The sequence below is a fragment of the Paraburkholderia sp. BGA-UO-ETr-F21 genome, assembly GCF_059567925.1.
In genome coordinates, this window is record NZ_JCAQOY010000009.1 from 64,911 (window position 1) to 84,050 (window position 19,140).

General features: G+C 65.5%; 16 protein-coding genes. 13 read left to right on the top strand and 3 right to left on the bottom strand.

From position 1 onward, the window contains the following. Positions 1 to 11: 11 nt before the first annotated feature. A complete protein-coding gene (locus AC57B1_RS08430; protein WP_496417220.1) occupies positions 12 to 992 on the bottom strand; it encodes a LysR family transcriptional regulator in 981 nt (326 codons plus the stop codon). A gap of 317 nt (positions 993 to 1,309) precedes the next feature. On the opposite strand from AC57B1_RS08430, the gene AC57B1_RS08435 reads away from it, so the two are divergent. The 9 genes from AC57B1_RS08435 to AC57B1_RS08475 all read left to right on the top strand — a co-directional run bounded on the left by AC57B1_RS08435 (position 1,310) and on the right by AC57B1_RS08475 (position 13,602). Beyond that, positions 1,310 to 2,794: a UbiD family decarboxylase gene (locus AC57B1_RS08435; RefSeq protein ID WP_496417221.1), complete on the top strand. Its 1,485-nt coding sequence runs from the start codon at positions 1,310 to 1,312 to the stop codon at positions 2,792 to 2,794. Beyond that, positions 2,787 to 3,413: a UbiX family flavin prenyltransferase gene (locus AC57B1_RS08440; RefSeq protein WP_408481554.1), complete on the top strand. Its 627-nt coding sequence runs from the start codon at positions 2,787 to 2,789 to the stop codon at positions 3,411 to 3,413. The genes AC57B1_RS08435 and AC57B1_RS08440 overlap by 8 nt, the downstream gene beginning before the upstream one ends. Continuing rightward, a complete protein-coding gene (locus AC57B1_RS08445; RefSeq protein ID WP_496417222.1) occupies positions 3,410 to 6,454 on the top strand; it encodes a xanthine dehydrogenase family protein molybdopterin-binding subunit in 3,045 nt (1,014 codons plus the stop codon). The genes AC57B1_RS08440 and AC57B1_RS08445 overlap by 4 nt, the downstream gene beginning before the upstream one ends. Further along, positions 6,451 to 7,272 (top strand): FAD binding domain-containing protein, encoded by an 822-nt coding sequence (locus AC57B1_RS08450; RefSeq protein WP_496417223.1) that lies wholly within the window; start codon positions 6,451 to 6,453, stop codon positions 7,270 to 7,272. Before AC57B1_RS08445 ends, AC57B1_RS08450 begins: the two co-directional genes overlap by 4 nt. Then, positions 7,245 to 7,826, top strand: a complete 582-nt coding sequence (locus tag AC57B1_RS08455) for a (2Fe-2S)-binding protein (RefSeq protein ID WP_496417224.1) — start codon at positions 7,245 to 7,247, stop codon at positions 7,824 to 7,826. The genes AC57B1_RS08450 and AC57B1_RS08455 overlap by 28 nt, the downstream gene beginning before the upstream one ends. Next, positions 7,819 to 9,396 carry an AMP-binding protein gene (locus AC57B1_RS08460; protein WP_496417225.1) on the top strand — a complete coding sequence of 526 codons (1,578 nt, stop codon included), beginning with the start codon at positions 7,819 to 7,821 and terminating at the stop codon, positions 9,394 to 9,396. Before AC57B1_RS08455 ends, AC57B1_RS08460 begins: the two co-directional genes overlap by 8 nt. A 3-nt stretch (positions 9,397 to 9,399) precedes the next feature. After that, complete coding sequence (locus tag AC57B1_RS08465) at positions 9,400 to 10,206, top strand: enoyl-CoA hydratase/isomerase family protein (protein ID WP_496417226.1); 807 nt, start codon at positions 9,400 to 9,402, stop codon at positions 10,204 to 10,206. A gap of 193 nt (positions 10,207 to 10,399) precedes the next feature. Next, positions 10,400 to 12,133 carry a GMC family oxidoreductase gene (locus tag AC57B1_RS08470; protein WP_496417227.1) on the top strand — a complete coding sequence of 578 codons (1,734 nt, stop codon included), beginning with the start codon at positions 10,400 to 10,402 and terminating at the stop codon, positions 12,131 to 12,133. 92 nt (positions 12,134 to 12,225) lie between these two features. Next, entirely contained in the window at positions 12,226 to 13,602 is a 1,377-nt protein-coding gene (locus tag AC57B1_RS08475) for an MFS transporter (protein ID WP_496417228.1), read from the top strand. Here the strand turns inward: AC57B1_RS08475 and AC57B1_RS08480 are convergent. Continuing rightward, entirely contained in the window at positions 13,599 to 14,522 is a 924-nt protein-coding gene (locus AC57B1_RS08480) for a LysR family transcriptional regulator (RefSeq protein WP_496417229.1), read from the bottom strand. The genes AC57B1_RS08475 and AC57B1_RS08480 overlap by 4 nt on opposite strands. A 202-nt stretch (positions 14,523 to 14,724) precedes the next feature. Between AC57B1_RS08480 and AC57B1_RS08485 the strand changes: the two genes are divergently transcribed. Then, positions 14,725 to 15,591, top strand: coding sequence for a ProQ/FinO family protein (locus AC57B1_RS08485; protein WP_496417230.1), 867 nt, complete (start codon positions 14,725 to 14,727; stop codon positions 15,589 to 15,591). A 15-nt stretch (positions 15,592 to 15,606) separates the two neighbouring features. On the opposite strand, the gene AC57B1_RS08490 is transcribed toward AC57B1_RS08485, so the two are convergent. Further along, complete coding sequence (locus AC57B1_RS08490) at positions 15,607 to 16,959, bottom strand: TAXI family TRAP transporter solute-binding subunit (protein ID WP_496417231.1); 1,353 nt, start codon at positions 16,957 to 16,959, stop codon at positions 15,607 to 15,609. A gap of 284 nt (positions 16,960 to 17,243) precedes the next feature. On the opposite strand from AC57B1_RS08490, the gene AC57B1_RS08495 reads away from it, so the two are divergent. The 3 genes from AC57B1_RS08495 to AC57B1_RS08505 all read left to right on the top strand — a co-directional run bounded on the left by AC57B1_RS08495 (position 17,244) and on the right by AC57B1_RS08505 (position 19,117). Further along, entirely contained in the window at positions 17,244 to 17,705 is a 462-nt protein-coding gene (locus AC57B1_RS08495; protein ID WP_496417232.1) for a DUF2946 domain-containing protein, read from the top strand. Between the two features lie 104 nt (positions 17,706 to 17,809). Next, positions 17,810 to 18,703, top strand: coding sequence for a hypothetical protein (locus AC57B1_RS08500; RefSeq protein ID WP_496417233.1), 894 nt, complete (start codon positions 17,810 to 17,812; stop codon positions 18,701 to 18,703). A 15-nt stretch (positions 18,704 to 18,718) separates the two neighbouring features. Beyond that, positions 18,719 to 19,117: a copper resistance CopC family protein gene (locus AC57B1_RS08505; protein WP_496417234.1), complete on the top strand. Its 399-nt coding sequence runs from the start codon at positions 18,719 to 18,721 to the stop codon at positions 19,115 to 19,117. Positions 19,118 to 19,140 lie beyond the last annotated feature (23 nt).

The window sequence follows — 19,140 nt, forward strand, 5'->3', positions numbered from 1 at the left end:
CACTAGAGGGCCTAATGTTTCCCGGACGAAAGCGCCATAGGTGGCTCGCTCGACGCATCTCCAGACGGGGGGCTCAGCGTCGCGTCCAGTTCCGATGCGCTCGACACCTGGCGCAATTCATCGGCGATGATCGACACCAGCGCATCCGCCGCGGCGCTCAACGGGCGTCGCGGATGGGTCACGCACACGATATGCCGCACGATGCGCGGCGCGAGAATGGGATAGGCGCGCAGGCTGCCCTGGCGCACCCCGCGCTGCACGGCGATACGCGGCAGGATGGTCGCGAAATGGGTACTCTCCACCAGTTTCACGATCGTGCTCAACACGTCGATCTCGAAGCGCGGCGCGAGCAGCACGTCTTCATGCTGTGCAGCCGTATCGAGCACGCCCCGCAAGCCGTGACGCTTGGTCGGTAGCACCAGTTCCAGTTCCGGCAGTTGCGCGAGTTCAATCGCGTGCGGCAACTCGGGTCCGTGCGCGGCGCTCGTCACCAGCACCATTTCCTCGTCGAGCAAGGGCTGCGCATCGAGTGAAAGACGTGCGCGCGGTTTGTTGATCAGCGCCGCGTCGAGCTGGCCGCCCGCCACCCAGTCGATGAAAGTCGCGCTGTAGCCGTCCGCCACGGTCACTTCGACATGGGGGTAACGCGCGTGGAAACGCGACAGCGCATCGGCCAGCACGCTTTCCGTGACCGATGCGATCAGCCCGATCGACACATGCCCGGTCACCACCTCGTCGCGCTGCACGAGTTGCTGACGGGCGTGCGCGAGATCGCGCATGATCGGCAGAAACAGTCGGTACATCAGCCGGCCGGCCGCTGTCGGCGCCATGCCGTGCGCGTTGCGCTCGAAGAGCTGCTGGTGCAGTTCGTCCTCGAGTTTGGCGATCTGCATGCTGAGCGCGGGCTGCACGATGTTCAGGCGTTTTGCCGCCCGCGTGACCGAACCGTCCTCGAAGAGCGCGATGAAATACTGGATTTGCCTGAGGTCCATGTTGGTATGAATAAAACATCAGCAAACGTAATGAGAACGGCGCGCCGTATCAGATGAAAACGGGAGCCGCGCGCCACCAATGCCTGTAAAGCGTGGCTGCGGCCCTCCGCCATGGTCGGCGACCCGCGCGGTGGCTCGCGGTCTCCATTGATATCCTGCCTACAATTGCCTGTCATTGGTGCTAACACGCATATCATCAGGAATGATCCAGCGCATCAATAATCAATATTAGAAGTTATAAGCCGATCTCGTTACGCTTCCGTCATCAACTGGCCGTCCGGTTCGGACATGAAGCCGGGGCACGGATGGAGACGTAAATGAATACTCGCGATGCCGCATCGCACGGTACTTTCCACCTGACGTGGGGTCGCCCGTCCGGTGTGCTCACGCTGCGTGACTGGCTGGCGCACCTGGCGCATACAGGCCGGCTGGCCACGATCGATCAACCGGTCGCGCTAGAACACGAACTCGCCGCGATTGCGAAGCGCCTCGACGGCACGCAAGCCGCGTTCTTCACGAAGCCGGGCGGTCACGACGTGCCGGTGGTCAGCGGTTTCATGTCGCGCCGCGGCTGGATCGCCGAAGCAATGGGCGTGGCCGAGGCCGATCTGCTCGCGCGCTTTCGCGACGCGGCCGATCAGCCGGTTCCCTCGAACGAAATTCCTCGCGCCGAGGCGCCCTGCCAGCAGGTCGTGCATACCAGCGGCATCGACCTTCACCAGCTGCTGCCGATTCCCACGCACAGCGAACACGACAACGGGCCGTATATCACCGCGGGTCTCGTGATCGCGCGTAATCCGCGTACCGGCGTGCAGAACGTGTCGATCAACCGCATTCAGGTGCATGGACCGGACCGCATGGCGATCCTGCTGCTGCCGCGCCACTTGTACGCCTTCCAGAAAGCCGCGGAAAAAGCGGGTGAGGCGCTCGACGTCGCCATCGCGATCGGCGTCGATCCGCTGACGATGCTCGCCTCGCAAGCCATCTCCCCAATCGATTCCGACGAGCTCGAAATCGCCGGCGCACTGCATGGCGCGCCGCTGCCGGTGGTCAAATGCGTGAGCAACGGCGTCGACGTGCCGGCCTACGCCGAGATCGTGATAGAAGGGCGCATTCTGCCCAACGTGCGCGAACTGGAAGGCCCATTCGGCGAATTCCCGAAGTACTACAGCGCGCAGGAAGCGCGCGAGGTGATCGAAGTCACCGCGGTGACGCATCGCGAGAAGCCGATTTTTCATACGATCGTGCCGGCGGAAATGGAACATCTGCTGCTCGGCGCGATTCCACGCGAGGCGACGCTGCTCGCGCATCTGCAGCGTAGTCATCCCAACGTGAAGGACGTGCATCTGTCCGTGGGCGGCGTGTGCCGCTATCACCTGTGGGTGCAGTTCGAGAAGAAGCGCGAAGGCGAAGCGAAGAATGTGATTCTGTGCGCGTTCGGCGCGCACTACGACATCAAGCAGGTCGTGGTGGTCGACACCGATGTGGACGTGCACGATCCGGCCGAAATCGAATGGGCCATCGCCACGCGTTTCCAGGCGGACCGCGACCTCGTCGTGATCGAAGGCGCGCAAGGCTCGCCGCTCGATCCGTCCACCACCGTCGGTCAGCCCGAGGACGCGCCGCCGCATCTGCAAGGCGTGAGCGCCAAGATGGGACTCGACGCCACGCGGCCCGTGGTGTATCCGTCGCACGTGTTCACACGGGTGTGCATTCCGGGGCAGGACACGGTGAATCTGGAGACACTCGTGGCCGCCGACAACACCGCGTTCAATACGTATCTGGGCGGCGCGCATGGCTGATCACGGACACCAGCCTCAGCGCATCGTCGTGGGCATCTCCGGCGCGAGCGGCGCGCTGATCGCCGTGCGTCTGCTGGCGGCGTTGCGCCGCCTCGGCACGCACGAAACGCATCTGATCGTGTCGGCCTCCGGCGCGGTCACGGCGGCGCAGGAACTCGGCATGACGCGCGGCGACCTCGAGCGTCTCGCCGACGTGGTCTACAACGTGCGCGACATTGGCGCGGCGGTGGCGAGCGGTTCGTTCATCACGGCGGGCATGGTGATCGCGCCGTGCTCGATGAAAACGCTCGCGGGCGTGGCCAACGGTTTCGCCGACAACCTGCTCACGCGCGCCGCCGATGTGATGCTCAAGGAGCGCCGCCGGCTCGTGCTGGTCGCACGCGAAACGCCGCTCAACCTCGCGCATCTGCGCAACATGACTTCCGTCACGGAGATGGGCGGGATCGTCATGCCGCCGGTGCCCGCTTTCTACGCGCATCCCAGGACGATCGAGGACGTGGTCGATCACACGGTAGGCCGTATTCTCGATCTGTTCGGGATCGAGCATCGGGAGATCGCGCAGCGTTGGAGCGGACTCGCGGACGAATTCGCGGCGCGCCGCTCTGGAGACGACGAATGAATCAGCGCGACTTGCTCCATTCGGGCGACGCGTCGACCCAGGAACGCCCCGCTGAGCCGGCGTTGGAGAATCGCCCGCAGCGGCATCTAGGCCGCCCGATGGAGCGTCTGGAGGATCCAGCGATTCTCACCGGCCGCGGCCGTTATGGCGACGACATCGGTATCCGGCCCGGCACGCTGCACGCCGCGATCCTGCGCTCGCCGCACGCGCACGCGGAACTGGTGTCGATCGATACCGAAGCCGCGTCGAAACTGCCCGGTGTGCACGCAATTCTGACCCGCGACGACCTGCGCGCCTGGTCACGGCCCTTCGTGGTCGGCGTGAAATCGCCGATGGAACAGTGGGCGCTAGCCATGGACCGCGTGCGCTATGTCGGCGAACCGGTGGCGGTGGTGCTGGCGCAATCGCGCGCGCTGGCCGAAGACGGTCTGGATCTGCTCAAGGTCGAGTACGCGATGCTCGAGCCGGTCACGTCGATCGAACAGGCGGCGAGCGATCAGTCGCCGGTCTTGCACGAGAAAGTGGGCAGCAACGTGATCAGCGACCGGCACTTCCGCTACGGCGAGCCGGAAGCCGCGTTCGAGCAGGCGCCGCATCGCGTGAAACTGGTCGCGCATTATCCGCGCAATAGCTGCGCGCCGATCGAATGCGGCGTGGTGATCGCGGAGTATCTGGCCGGCGACGAAGGCTACGACGTCACATCGAATTTCATGGGGCCGTTCTCGCTGCACGCAGTGATGGCGATGGCGCTCAACATCCCGGCCAACCGTTTGCGGCACAAGGCGCCGCGCGATTCGGGCGGCAGCTTCGGCGTGAAGCAGGCCGTGTTTCCGTACGTCGTGTTGATGTGTCTCGCCTCGCGCAAAGCGGGCGCGCCGGTGAAATGGGTCGAGGATCGGCTCGAACATCTGAGCGCGGCGACCTCCGCGACCGCGCGCGTTTCGACGCTCGAAGCGGCCGTGGAAAACGATGGCCGCATTACGGCGCTCGCTTACGACCAGCTCGAAGATTGCGGCGGCTATCTGCGCGCGCCGGAACCGGCCACGTTCTACCGCATGCATGGCTGCCTGACCGGTGCCTATGCGATCGACAATCTGCTGGTGCGCAACCGCGTCGTGCTGACCAACAAGACGCCGACGGGTCTGGTGCGCGGCTTCGGCGGACCGCAGGTGTACTTCGCGCTCGAACGGCTGATGCAGCGCATCGCGCTCGAACTGAAGCTCGATGTGCTCGACGTGTACCGCCGCAATTTCGTCGCCGCCGATGCGTTCCCATATCGTGCCGCGGCCGGCGCGCTGCTCGACTCGGGCAATTACCAGGAAGCATTGCGCCGCGCGCTCGCCGAAGGCAATTACGAAGAACTGCGCAAGCGCCGCGACGCGGCACGCCAGCAAGGGCGGCTATACGGTATCGGCTTTGCGGCGATCGTCGAGCCGTCGGTGTCGAACATGGGCTACATCACGACCGTGATGCCCGCCGAGGCGCGCAAAAAAGCCGGGCCGAAGAGCGGCGCGATCGCGAGCGCGACCGTGAGCGTCGATCTGCTCGGCGGCGTGGTAGTGACGATTGCATCAACGCCCGCGGGCCAGGGGCATATGACGGTGTGCGCGCAAGTGGTTGCGGACGTGCTCGGCGTGTCGCCGCATGACGTCGTCGTCAATGTCGAATTCGATACGCACAAGGACGCGTGGTCGGTGGCGGCAGGCAATTATTCCAGCCGCTTCGCCGGCGCGGTGGCGGGCACGGTGCATCTCGCGGCCGTGCGCGTGCGTGACAAGATCGCGCGCATCGTGTCGAAGCAGTTGGGTTGCGCGCCGGACGAGATCCGCTTTGAAGAAGGCCGCATCTTTGCGAAGGGCGCAGAAGATCGCGCGCAGCCGTTCGGCCGTGTCGCCGCCAATGCACCCCATTGGGCGCCCGCGCTGTTGCCCGAAGGCGAAGAGCCGGGCTTGCGCGAGACGGTGTTCTGGAATCCGCCCAACATGGCCGCGCCGGACGAGAACGACCGCATCAATACGTCGGCGGCCTACGGTTTCGCTTTCGACATGTGTGGAATCGAAGTGGATCGCGCCACGGGCCGCGTGCGGATCGATCGCTACGTCACCGCGCATGACGCCGGCACGCTGCTCAATCCCGCGCTCGCCGACGGCCAGATTCGCGGCGCCTTCGCGCAAGGACTCGGCGCGGCGTTGATGGAGGAATTCCGCTACGGCGCGGACGGCAGCTTCCAGTCGGGCACGCTCGCCGACTATCTGATGCCGACCACCTGCGAGGTGCCCGATCCGCTGATCGTGCATCTGGAAACACCGTCGCCGTTCACGCCGCTCGGCGCGAAAGGACTGGGCGAGGGCAACAACATGAGTACGCCGCCGTGCATCGCCAATGCGGTTGCGGATGCGCTCGGGGTTGACGATATTCGCTTGCCGCTAACGCCGTCGAAAGTGATGGCGCTGATCGGCATCGACGATCCGGAGCCGTCGCGTCCCGAGTTGCGTGAGGCGCCCGCGACCAAACCGGCGACGCCGGGTGGCGGCAAGGCGCTCACCGCGCAAGGCAGCGTGGATTTGCCGGCATCGCCGGCAGCGATTTTTGCCGTCCTGCTCGATCCGAACGCGCTCGCCAAAGTGATACCCGGCTGCCATGCGCTCGAAGCCGAAGGCACGAACCAGTATCGCGCCGACGTGACGGTCGGCGTCGGGATGATCAAGGCGCGTTTCGAAGCAAAGATCGGCCTGTCGGAAATCGACGCGCCGCATCGGCTGCGTCTGGCGGGCGCGGGCATGTCGTCGCTCGGCAGCGCGCGCGGCAGCGGCCTCGTCGAACTGACGCCGAGCGAAAGCGGCACGCGTCTTTCCTACGACTACGAAGCCCAGGTGTCGGGCAAGGTCGCGGCAGTGGGCGGACGCATGCTCGAAGGCGCGGCCAAGGTCGTGTTGCGGCAACTGTTCGAATCGCTCGGCCGTCAGGCGGCGGGCAAGCCGGTTCACACCGGCGGCTCGTGGCTCTCGCGCGTCTTGGCCCGTTTCAGGAGACAGTCATGAAACCCGCACCGTTCGATTATCTGCGCGCCATGACGACGCAGCATGCACTCGACGCCCTCGCGCAAAGCGGTGAGGACGCCCGCGTGCTGGCCGGCGGCCAGTCGCTGATGGCGGTGCTGAACATGCGGCTCGCGCAGCCGCGCGTGCTGATCGACATCTCGCGCACCGACGAGCTGAACTCGGTGCGCGTCGATCACAAGGCCGGCTTGCTGATCGTCGGCGCGGCGGCGACGCAAGGCAGCGTCGAATGGCGCGCGACGCTGCGCGACGAAGTGCCGTTGCTGGCCATGGCGTTCCCGCATATCTCGCACTTCCAGATCCGCAATCGCGGCACGGTATGTGGCTCGGTCGCCCATGCCGACCCGAGCGCGGAACTGCCGCTGGTGCTGGCCGCACTCGGCGGCGACGTGTTGCTGCGCTCGAAAAGGAAACACCGTGTGCTGCCAGCCCACGAGTTTTTCCAAGGCATGTTGATGACCGCGCGTGAGCCCGATGAGCTGGTGGAAGCCGTGCGCTTTCCGCTCAAGCGGCCGGGCGAACGCTACGGCTTCACGGAATTCTCCGCGCGCCACGGCGACTTCGCGATGGTCGCCTGCGCGGCGGTCGTCACGAGCGATTCGATCCGCCTCGCGGTCGGCGGCGTCGCGGACCGGCCGGTGGTCGAGCAATGGCCGCGTCTGCGCGACGACGATCTGCGCAGCGCATTGAACGATTTGAGCTGGAAGCTGGGCGCGCAGGACGACGCGCATATCAGTGCGGCGTATCGCCGGCATCTGGTCCGGCAACTGGGATGGCGCGTGATCGAGGAGGCGAAGTGAGCAACACATCGAACGGCAATGTCGTGCACGTGATGCGGCAGGGCGAACGGCAATGCGTCACGCTGACGCTCAATGGCCATGAACGCAGCGGCTATTGCGAACCGCGTGAACTGCTGTCGGATTTCATCCGTCACGAACTGGGCGCGACCGGCACGCACGTCGGCTGCGAGCACGGCGTGTGCGGCGCGTGCACGGTGCACGTGGACGGCGTGGCGGGACGCTCGTGCCTGATGCTGGCGGTGCAGGCCGACGGCCGCCGCATCGACACGGTGGAGGGACTCGCGCCCGACCTGAAGCTCGGCGATCTGCAGCAGGCGTTCCAGCGTCATCACGCGTTGCAGTGCGGCTTCTGCACGGCCGGGATATTGATGTCGTGCGCCGACTATTTGCAGCGCGTGCCTGATCCGAGCGAAGCCCAAGTGCGCGACATGCTGTCGGGCCATCTGTGCCGCTGTACGGGCTATACGCCGATCGTCGCCGCAGTGCTCGACGTGGCGGCGCGGCGCCGGCAAGGCAAGACGGCCGACTCGGGCGTGGAGGCCGCTCATGCTTGACCTCGGCCGAACTTTTCTGCAAGCCGTGGAGCGCAGCCCCAACGCGCTCGCGTTGGTCGACGGCGAACTCGCCTTGACGTATGCGCAGTGGCACCGCCTCATCCTGAAGGTTGCCGAAGGCGTGCGCTCGCTCGGTCTCGCGCATGGCGACCGCTTGCTGGTAGTGCTGCAAAACCGCTGGGAAATGGCGACCCTGCATTGGGCCTGTCAGTTCACCGGTGTGGTGATCGTGCCGTTGAACTGGCGCGCCAAACCCGATGAACTCGAGTACTGCGTGACGGATGCCGGGGTGAAGGCCATCGTCTATGAGCCGGTTAGCGCCGAGGCCGTCGCGCAAAGTCCTGCCGCGCAAGCGCTGCCGCGCATCGGTCTCGACGGCGCGCAAGGCGGCACCGCGAGCTTCGAAACGCTGATGGCGCAGAGCACGCAGAACTCGCTGAACGCCGGTCGCACCTGCGCGAATGCCGACGACTATTCGCTGATTCTCTACACGTCGGGCACCACCGGCAAGGCCAAAGGCGTGCCGCGCCGTCATCGTCATGAACGCGCCGCGGCGCTCGCCCATGTCGCGCAGAATCTGTACGGACACGGCGAACGCACGCTCGGCGTGATGCCGCTTTATCACACCATGGGCGTGCGCTCGCTGCTCTCGATGGCGCTGGTGGACGGCCTGTTCGTCTGCGTGCGCCGCTGGAATGCGCGCTTCGCACTCGATGCGATCGCGCGGCACGAGCTCACCTGCCTCTATCTGGTGCCGACGCTGTATCACGATCTGCTGGCCGATGCGGCTTTTGCCGAGACGGATACGTCGACGGTGAAGAAGCTGGGTTTCGCCGGCGCGCCGATGAACGACGGTTTGCTCAAGCGCCTCTCGGCGGCGTTCGAACCCGACCTGTTCGTCAACCACTACGGCTCGTCGGAGGTCTACACCTTCAGCATCGATCAGGACGCCACGCGCAAGCCGGGCAGTGCGGGGCGCGCGGGCATCAACACGCGTTTGCGCGTCGTCACGCTCGACGCCCATACGCCCGAGGACCTCGCGCAAGTGGGCGAAGAAGGCCAGATCATCGCCGACCTGCTGGGTGACGAAGCTTTCGAAGGCTACTGGAATCGTCCCGACGCGAACGCCAAGTCGCTGCGCGACGGCTGGTACTTCACCGGCGACACCGGGTTCTTCGACGCCGAAGGCGACCTGTACGTATCGGGCCGCGTCGACGACATGATCATCAGCGGCGGCGAGAACATCTCGCCAGTCGATATCGAGTCGGTGCTGTCGCTGCATCCCGCGGTCGACGAAGTCGCGGTGGCCGGCGTGAAGGACGAGCGCTGGGGCCAGCGCGTCGTCGCTTTCGTCAAACGCCGCGATTACGTCGACGCCGACACGCTCGACGCGCACTGTCGCACCTCCGAGCTCGTCAACTTCAAGCGTCCGCGCGAATACGTGTTCGTGGACGACATACCGAAGTCGCCGGTCGGCAAGATTTTGCGCCGCAAGCTGTCCGCGGGCGAGTACCAGCGCGACACGCACGGCGAAGCCATCGCACCTCCCACGCAAACCACCAAGGAGTAACTCATGACCGAGCTGACCCACCGCGGCCAGAGCCTGCTGCAGGATCTCGACGGCTTTTCCATCGAGATCGACGCGCAACGCGAGCGGGCCGACATCATCCTGCACCGACCGCCGCTGAATGTGATTTCGATGCACGCGCGCGACCAGTTGCGCGCCGCTTTCGAGGCGCTCGACGAAGATCCGCGCGTGCGTGTGATCGTGGTGCGCGCCAAAGGCGAACATTTTTCGAGCGGCGGCGATATCAAGGGCTTTCTCGAAGCATCGCCCGAAACCGTGTCGAAGCTCGCCTGGAATATTGCCGCGCCCGCACGCTGCTCGAAGCCGGTGATCGCGGCCAATCGCGGCTTCTGCTTCGGGGTGGGTTTCGAACTGTCGCTCGCGTGCGATTTCCGCATTGCCACCGACACGACGTTCTACGCGCTGCCGGAACAGAAGCTCGGCCAGATTCCGGGGTCGGGCGGCTCGGCCCGTTTGCAGCAGATGGTCGGCATCGGCCGCACCAAGGACATCGTAATGCGCTCGCGCCGGATTCCGGGCAAGCAGGCTTACGAGTGGGGCATCGCGGTCGAATGCGTGGCCGACTCCGAACTCGAAGCGACCACCGACGCGCTGGTGGATGAACTGCGCGCGTTCTCGCCGCTCGCGCAACGCACCGCGAAGAAGCTGCTGAACGATACCGAGGACGCGCCGCTGTCGATCGCGATTGAACTCGAAGGGCACTGCTATAGCCGTTTGCGCACTTCTGATGATTTCCGCGAGGGCGTCGAGGCGTTTCGTGGCAAGCGCAAGCCGGTGTTTCGCGGGAGTTGAGGCGAACGGCGGGCGTGGTCGGATTCAAAAATTGCGTTGCATGGGACATTAGTAAGCGCTAAAGCGCTAACTACTGTCGACAGCGTTGCATGGGATCGGAGTAAGCGCTAAAGCGCTAACTCCGTTCGACAGCGGTGCATGGGACCGGAGTAAGCGCTAAAGCGCTAACTCCGGTCGACAAGGAGACAGTCGTATGGAGCGCTTCGATTACGTGATCGTCGGCGGTGGCTCGGCAGGATGCGTGCTCGCGCATCGCCTGTCGGCCAATGCGTCGTTGCGCGTCGCGCTGATCGAAGCGGGCGCGGATACGCCGCCCGGCAAAGTGCCCGCAGCCATCCTCGACAGCTATCCGATGCCCGTCTTCTGCGGCAATCAATACATCTGGCCGGAACTGAAGGCCAGCGCCACGCGCAACGCCGCGCCCCGCGTGTACGAGCAGGGCCGCGTGATGGGCGGCGGGTCGAGCATCAATGTGCAGTCGGCCAACCGCGGCCTGCCGCGCGACTACGACGGCTGGGCCGCCGACGGCGCGAGCGGTTGGGCATGGCAGGACGTGCTGCCGTATTTCCGCAAACTCGAACGCGATGTGAATTTCCCCGCCGGCGAACTGCACGGCAGCGACGGCCCGGTGCCGATCCGCCGCATTCTCCCGGCCTACTGGCCGGCGTTTTGCGATGCCTTCGCGAACGGCATGCGGAAGAACGGTTTCGCGGCCTTGGAGGATCAGAACGCCGAATTCGGCGACGGCTATTTTCCCGGCGCGTTTTCGAATCTCGACGACCGGCGCGTATCGAGCGCAGCCGCGTATCTGGACGAGGCGACGCGCCGGCGCCGCAATCTGCACGTCTATGCGGACTTGCGCGTCGAGTCGATCGTCATGGAAGGGCGTGTGGCTCGTGGCGTGGTCGCGGTGCAACGCAGCGGCGCGCGTATCCGTTTCGACGCCAATGAGGTGATCGTGAGCGCGGGCGCATTGCAATCCCCCGCATTGCTGATGCGGGCCGGCATCGGCGCGAAGGCGGAACTGGATGCGCTCGGCATCCAGTGCAAAGTCGATCGGCCGGGCGTGGGCCGCAATCTGCAAGATCATCCGTCGCTCACGTTCTGTCATTTTCTCGAGCGGCGTTTTCGCATGCCGCTCGCGCACCGCCGCGCGAGTATGACGGCCGCGCGTTTTACCTCGGGTGTCGCGGACTGCGACGAATCCGATCTGTATCTCTCGAGTGCGACGCGTGCTGCATGGCACGCGCTCGGCAACCGGCTCGGATTGTTTTTTCTCTGGTGCAACCGGCCTTATTCGCGCGGCCGTGTGCAGCTCGTATCCGCTGATCCGGCGGTGGCGCCGCGGGTCGATCTGAATCTGCTCGACGATCCGCGCGATCTCGCGCGCCTCGCATACGGCGTGCGGATGCTCGCGAAAATCGTCGAGGCTTCGGGTCTGGGCGACAACCCGCGCGACTTTTTTCCGGCCGCGTTCTCACCGCGGGTGAAAGCGCTGAGCCGCGTCAGCAAGGGCAATGCGGTGCTGACCTCGCTGCTCGGCACGTTGCTCGATACGCCCGCGCCGCTGCGGCGTCTGTTGATCGAACGTTTCTTCACGCGCGGCCAGCGCATGTCCGCGCTGCTCGCCGAGCCAGCCGCGCTCGACGACTTCATTCGCGCCAACGTGTTCGGTGTCTGGCATGCGAGCGGGACTTGCCGGATGGGCAGCGCGCACGACGTCATGGCGGTCACCGACACGTCGGGCAGCGTGCACGGCGCGCACGGCCTGCGCGTCGTCGACGCCTCGCTGATGCCACGGCTGCCCTCGGCGAACACGAATATCCCGACCATCATGATGGCCGAAAAAATCGCCGACGCGATGCTCGCGCGGCGCGCGGCTTGTGCTGGATCGAATACGGCGCCGCTCACCGCGGCCTCGTCATAAGGTTTCTTAACACCACCAAGAGCACGCGCAAAAGAGCGTGCCTCAAACGGGGACGATCGAAAGACGGCCCGCAGATAGTCAAGGAGATGACGATGTCCGTAGCAGCGCAAAATGGCGCCGCCTTGCCCGCGGTAGATCAGCGGCAAGTGATGGGTGCGGTAATGGCCTCGTGCCTCGGCTGGGCACTGGATCTGTTCGATCTGTTCGTGTTGCTGTTCGTCGCGCCGGTGGTCGGCCGGCTGTTCTTCCCTTCCGAGCACGCGATGCTCTCGCTCGCCGCGGTCTATGCGTCGTTTGCCGTGACGCTGCTGATGCGCCCGCTCGGTTCGGCATGGTTCGGCTCTTACGCGGATCGCCATGGACGCAAGGGCGCGATGATCATCGCGGTGGTCGGCGTGGGGCTTTCCACCGCCGCCTTCGGCGTGCTGCCGACCGTCGCGCAGGTCGGCGTCGTCGCGCCAATCCTGTTCCTCGTGCTGCGGCTCGTGCAGGGCGTGTTCGTGGGCGGTGTGGTGGCCTCGACGCATACCATCGGCACCGAATCGGTCGCGCCGAAGTATCGCGGCGCGGTGTCGGGGCTGATCGGCGGCGGGGGAGCCGGCCTCGGCGCGTTGCTCGCCTCGCTCACCTATCTGGCGATGTCGGCGCTGTTCCCCGGCGCGGCATTCGATGTATGGGGCTGGCGCTGCATGTTCTTCACCGGCATCATCAGCTCGGTGCTGGGCCTGTTCGTCTTCAGCAGTCTGGAAGAGTCGCCGCTGTGGAAAAAGCTCGCCGCCGAAAAGGCCGCCAAGGCCGCGGCGCAGAGGCTCGACGCGCCGGTCGAAATCGTCCGCTCGCCGGTGCGCACGCTGTTTTCCCGCGACTATCGCTCGATCCTGTTCGTCAATCTGCTGCTCACCGTCGGCGGCGGCAGCGGCTATTACCTGACCTCGGGTTATCTGCCGACCTTTCTGAAGGTGGTGAGCCATGCGCCGAACGGCGCCGCGGCGGCGATCCTGCTGATCTGCAGCGTGGCGGTGGTGATCGCGTCGGTGGCGGCGGGGCATCTGAGCACGTTCATCGGCCGCAAGAGCGCTTTCATCTGGCTCGGCGTGATTCGCCTGTTCGCGTTGCCCGCGCTGTTCCTGCTGTTGCCCACGGCACAAAGCATCACCATGATCGGCGTGTACGCGGTGATTCTCAGCGCGCTCGGCAGCGCGGGCTATGCGCCGATCCTGATCTTCCTGAACGAACGGTTCCCGACCGCGATTCGCGCGACCGGCACCGGGCTTTCGTGGAACATCGGCTTCGCCATCGGCGGAATGATGCCGACCGCCGTCTCGCTGGTCGCCAAAGACGCCAGCGAGTTGCCGATGACGCTGGCGATCTTCGTCGCGGCAATCAGCGTGATTTTCCTGATCGGCGCGTTCGTCGTGCCGGAGACGCTCGGCCGGCTCGAGCAGAGCGCGGTGCGCGACGCGGTCTAGCTCGCGGACGGGTCGGCCGGCACGCCCGTCGTCACGCGCCGGATCTCCTCGCCGATGATCTCGATCAGCGCGTGCGCCGCGGGCCCGATCGGCCGCTTCGGATGGCTCACGCGGATGATGTGCCGGATGATCGGCGGCGACGTGATGGTGCGCGCGCACAGCACGCCTTCGTCGACCTTGCGCTGAACCACCACGCGCGGCAGGATCGTCGCGACGCTGCTCTGTTCGACGAACTGCACGATGGTGTTCAGCAGATCGATCTCGAACTTCGGTTTGATGACCACGTCTTCGGCCAGCAACGCCGCGTCCAGCACGCCGCGCAGGCCGTTGCGACGGGTCGGCAGCGCCAGTTCGATGCTGGCCAGCTGCGCGAGATCGACGGCCAGCGGCAGGTCGGGGCCGAGCGCGGCGCTCGTCACCAGCACCATTTCCTCGTCGACCAGCGGCACCACGTCGAGCGTGAGGCGCCCGCGCGGCTTGTTGATGATGGCCGCGTCCAGCCGGCCGGCTTCGACCGCGTCGATCAATTGCGCGCTGAAGCCGTCGGCGACCGACGCTTCGACCTGCGGGAACATCGCATTGAACCTGGCGAGCGACTCCGGCAGCACGCTTTCCGCCTCCGACGACACCATGCCGAGCGACACGCGCCCCGTCACGATAGCGTCCTGCCGGCTCAACTGGTCGCGCGCCCGTTCGATGTCGCGCATGATCGGCGTGTACAGGCGGTACATCTGGCGCGCGCCGTCGGTCGGCGTCATGCCGTGCGGGCCGCGTTCGAACAGTTTCTGGCGCAATTCGGTTTCGAGCTTCGAAATCTGCATGCTGAGCGCCGGTTGCACGATATTGAGCCGCTTCGCCGCGCGCGTGACGGAGCCGTCTTCGAAAAGCGCAATGAAATACTGGATTTGCTTGAGGTCCATGAAGCGCGCAGGCGGTGGCGGGAAGGGACAAAATCAAGGCGCAAAGCGCCGCGAATATCGAGTTTAATCGCACCGCGCCGAACCTACGCGCGAACCTACGCGCGAGCCTGCGCAGAGGCCCGCGCGGCGCAGCTCGCGGCATCGTCACGAGCGGCTTTCCTTACGCTGCTACAATCTCGTCTTTCTCGATCGATTGTGCGCTATGGGTTTCGAACAACTCGCTGAACTGAAGAAGCAATTGGCCGCGGCTCGCCGCGAGGCTGCGCCTGCCGCGAAATCCGGCGCCAAGCCTGCTTCGAAGGACGCTGCCAGGCCGGCTAAGGAGGCTTCCAAGCCCGCTGCCAAAGACGCGTCCAAGCCGGGCGCGAGGCCTGCCCGCAAGCCCGCGCCGCCGCGCCGTGCCGCGCCCGCAGCCGCTCCCGGCGCCAGGCCGGCCGCGGAGGCCAGGCCGGCGGTGGACGCAAAGCCGGTGGACCCGGTGGTGAAATCGATCGGGCGGTTGCAGAAGCGCTTTCCCGTTGCTTTCCCCAAGAATCCGGCGCCCAAGCTGCCGCTGAAGGTCGGTATTTTCGAAGATCTGATGGTGCATGCGAAGGAACTGTCGCTGAGCGAAGCCGAATTGCGTGATGCGATCAAGACCTGGTGCCGTGGCAGCCGTTATTGGAAATGTCTCGTCGAAGGCGCGGCTCGCGTCGATCTGACGGGCGCCGAGGCAGGCAAGGTCACCGCGCAGGAAGCCTCCGGCGCGCAGCGTCTGCAGGCGCATCGGGCGGGCAAGGGCGCGCCGAAGACGGCCGGCGCGGCGAATGCAAACGCAACCGGCGAGGCCGCGACGGAAGTGGGCGCGCAAGCCACTGCCGAGGCAGCAACCACGCAGGCCGAAGCGCCGAATGCTCCTGCCGGGGCGGAGGGTGTCCCCGAGGCCGCAGCAGCCTCGCAAGCAGGCGTTGCGGACAAGCCGCAGGCCGGCGCGGCGGATACGACGGTGGATGATCGTGAAGCCACTCACGAAGCAAGTCACGAAGCCGCTACGGAACCGGCCAGCGCGCCGGCCACCCGCGAAGCGTAAAACCCGCCACCCCGCCTAGGGGTGGCTGTCTTGCCGCGACGCAGCCCCCAGCCGGCTGCGCACGAATCCGACGTGTTCGCGCAGCACATAGAACGCGTCGGCGTAGGCGAGCGGCATGCGCAGCCGGTTCAACGAATCCTCGATCCGATCCAGTTCCGCGAAGAGCCGTTTGCGCTCCTCTTCGGTCGAATCGGCGAGCGCGCCGCGTTCGATCGCAATCAGCGAACCATAAAAACGATAGATGCGCGAGCGTACCCGCCAGCGGTAGAGCGCGGGAATCAGCCGCATGGCCGGGAACAGCAGCACCGCCACCGGCAGCAGCAGAACGAGCGTGCGGTCGCCGATGCTCGCCAGCCAGAACGGCAGCGTACGGTAGAGAAAGCTTTTGCCCGTCCTGTAGTAACGCTGCGCGTCCTCGCTGATCTGATATTCGCGCGCAACCGGACTCGGAAATTGCCCCGCGCGCTGCAATAAACCCGGCATGCCGTGCACTTCCTGCGCGGCTTCGATCAGCAGATCGGAAATGGCTGGATGCAGCGTGTTGCGAGCCACCAGCTCGACGGTCGGACTGATCAGATGCACCGTTTCAGGCGGGATCGTGCGCTTCAGGTCCAGCACGCCGGGCGGCAGGTCGATCTCGTCCAGATAGGGAAAGAGTCGCGTATAGGCGCGCGCCTCGGCGAAATTCATGACCGACACGCCGGGCACCTTGAGCAGGCGCAGCATCAGGCCGCGGGTCGCGGAATCGCCGTTCAGGATCGCCGCGTCCACTTCGCCCGTCACCAGTTGGGTGGCGGCCTGCAAGCCGTCGGTCGGCACCAGTACGGTGTCGCCGCCCGGCTCGATACCATTGGCATCCAATAGTTTGAGCGAGAGCAGCCGCGTGCCGCTGCCCTCGCGCCCCACTGCGATCCGTTTGCCTTCCAGTTGCGAAAGCTGGCTCAACCCGGAGCCGCGATAGAACACCACCACCGGGATATAGAAGACGCTGCCGAGCGACATTAGCGACGAAGTGTTGAGGCCATCGGCCACGCCACCTTGCACGAAGGCGATGTCGACGTGCTGCTTCGGGTCCAGCAGGCGCTGCAGGTTCTGTACGGAGCCGTCGGACTCCAGCACGTTCAGCTTGATGCCGTTGCGAGCAAGGATTTTCTTGTACTGTTCTGCGGCGACGAAAAACGAGCTGTCGTGCGGGCCGGCGCTCATGGTGATCGTCTTGGGCGGCGCCGGATCGACCAGCCAGACGATCAGCGTGACCATCAGCACGACGAGCGCGGCCACGACGATATAAGGCAACGTGTGATCGCGCCACTCGGCGTGGGGTTGAACGCCTGAAAAATGCGGAGGACGCGGGCGCTGCTCTCTCATGGGGACTCGGTGCCGGGGCCGGGATGATTGCATTGTCCACTGTCCGCGCCCTGTTTGCCGTCGGCAGTTTGCTCTATTGACGGGGCGTAGGCAAAGTTTGCACCAGCCGTGAATGCAAACGGAATGGCGGGAGCGGGGCGGCCAACGCCAGACGTTCAAGGAAGCGCCGCGGACACGCAGCGGATCGGTGAAATGTCCGGCATAACGGGCGCGCCGGCAAGCGGAAGGCGCGGGTCGTCGTGGCATAATCCGCGACAGCTTCCCCTCGTGTCGCCGGGCGCATCGTGAGTCGTTTCTATCGGAAGATCGGCAGTTGGCTGGGATTGTTCGCGATCCTGATGGCCACGCTCGCCCCGACGATCTCGCACACGCTGGCCGCACGCAGCGCTGAAAGCGCCATGGCGGGCGAGCATTGCGATATGCCGTCGATGGCCTCCATGGGCTCCATGGACACGATGCCCGCGATGGACACGATGCAGGAAGACGTGCCGCACGCGTCATCAGTCGCATCCAGTACGCCTCGCCAGCCCGGCAACGACCACACCCAGCACTCCACCCTGTCCGACGGCGACGCCTGCGGCTATTGCAGCCTGCTCGCCCACATGCCCGTCGTGCCGAGCGTCGAGGGACTGTTCGTCGTCACCGTGCGTGCTTTACAGCACACCGTCGCGACCCGCTTCGACAGCGTGCGCCGCGTCGAGTCGCTCAGCTTCGCGCAGCCCCGCGCCCCTCCTTCCGCATCCTGATTCGAGTCTTCACGCGCGATGCATCGAGTGCATCGCGGCTGCCGCCGCACGTCCGTCGCGACTGCGCGCGCCGGCCTTAACACGACCTAGAAACAGGATGAATCATGTTGAACCAGACAACGCGCAGCGGGAAACCGCCGCGCGCGGCGGCGCTTGTCGCTGCCGCCGGCGTTTTGTTGTGCGCGCCCTCGCTCGCCAGTGCCCACGCGATTGCGGGCAATCGCGTCTTTCCGTCGACGATGGCTGTCGACGACCCCGGCGTGGGCGACGAAGCCAACCTCCAGTTCGGCCATCAACGCGTGCCGGGCGACAACGGCGACCAGAGCATCAACACCTTCGACTTCGAGTACGACAAGCTGATCACGTCGCGGCTCGCGGTGTCCGTGGACGGCACCTATGCGATGCAGAACAATCCGCGGGCGCACGGCTTCGACAACTTCGGCGCCGGCCTGAAGTACCTGCTGTATGTCAACGACGCGCACGAGTTCATGACCTCGATCGGCGTGGATGCCGAACTCGGCGGCACGGGCAGCCGCGCGATCGCCGACAACTTCTCGACGATCTCGCCGACCGTGTACGTGGGCAAGGGCATGGGCGATCTGCCCGAGTCGCTCACGTATCTGCGTCCGCTCGCCATTACCGGTGAAGCGGGACCGGCGCTGACCACTGGCGCGGGACAGCCGAACGCATTCAACTACGGCTTCACGGTGCAATACAGCTTGCCGTATCTGCAGCAGCACGTGCGCGATGTCGGCCTGCCGCAGCCGCTCGCGAACCTGATTCCGCTAGTGGAGATTCCGCTGTCACGCAGCCAGGGGCAGACGACCGGCACGGTCAATCCGGGCTTTATCTGGATCAACCGTTATGGGCAGTTCGGCGTGGAGGCGCAGATCCCGATCAATCATGCGAGCGGCTCGCACGTGGGCATTCTGGTCCAGGCGCATATCTTCCTCGACGATGTTGCGCCGACCACGATCGGCAAACCTTTGTTTCAGTAACGCGGGAGAATCACGATGATCATGAATGGCACGATCGGCAACCATCGCGGTGATGCGACGCGCATTGCCGCGAAACTGGCGGTGTGGTTCGCCGGTCTCGCAGTTGCGAGCGCGGCTTTCGCGCACGTGTTCCCGCAGAAGCAGGAACCCGGAGCCGGTGCGACGGTCGCCTCACCCGCGCAGGTGCGGGTGATTTTTGACGGACCGCTCGAAGCGGCGTTCAGTTCGCTGACGGTGACCGACGCGAGCGGCAAGCAGGTCAACACGCAGAAAGCCGCGGTCGACGAGCATCAACCGGCGCTGATCGCCGTGCCGCTGCCGCCGCTCGCGGCGGGTCACTATACGGTGCACTGGGTGGCCGTGGCGTCGGATGGACATCGCACGCACGGCGACTACGCGTTCAATGTGAAATAGCGGCACGCGGTGATGCGCTGCGT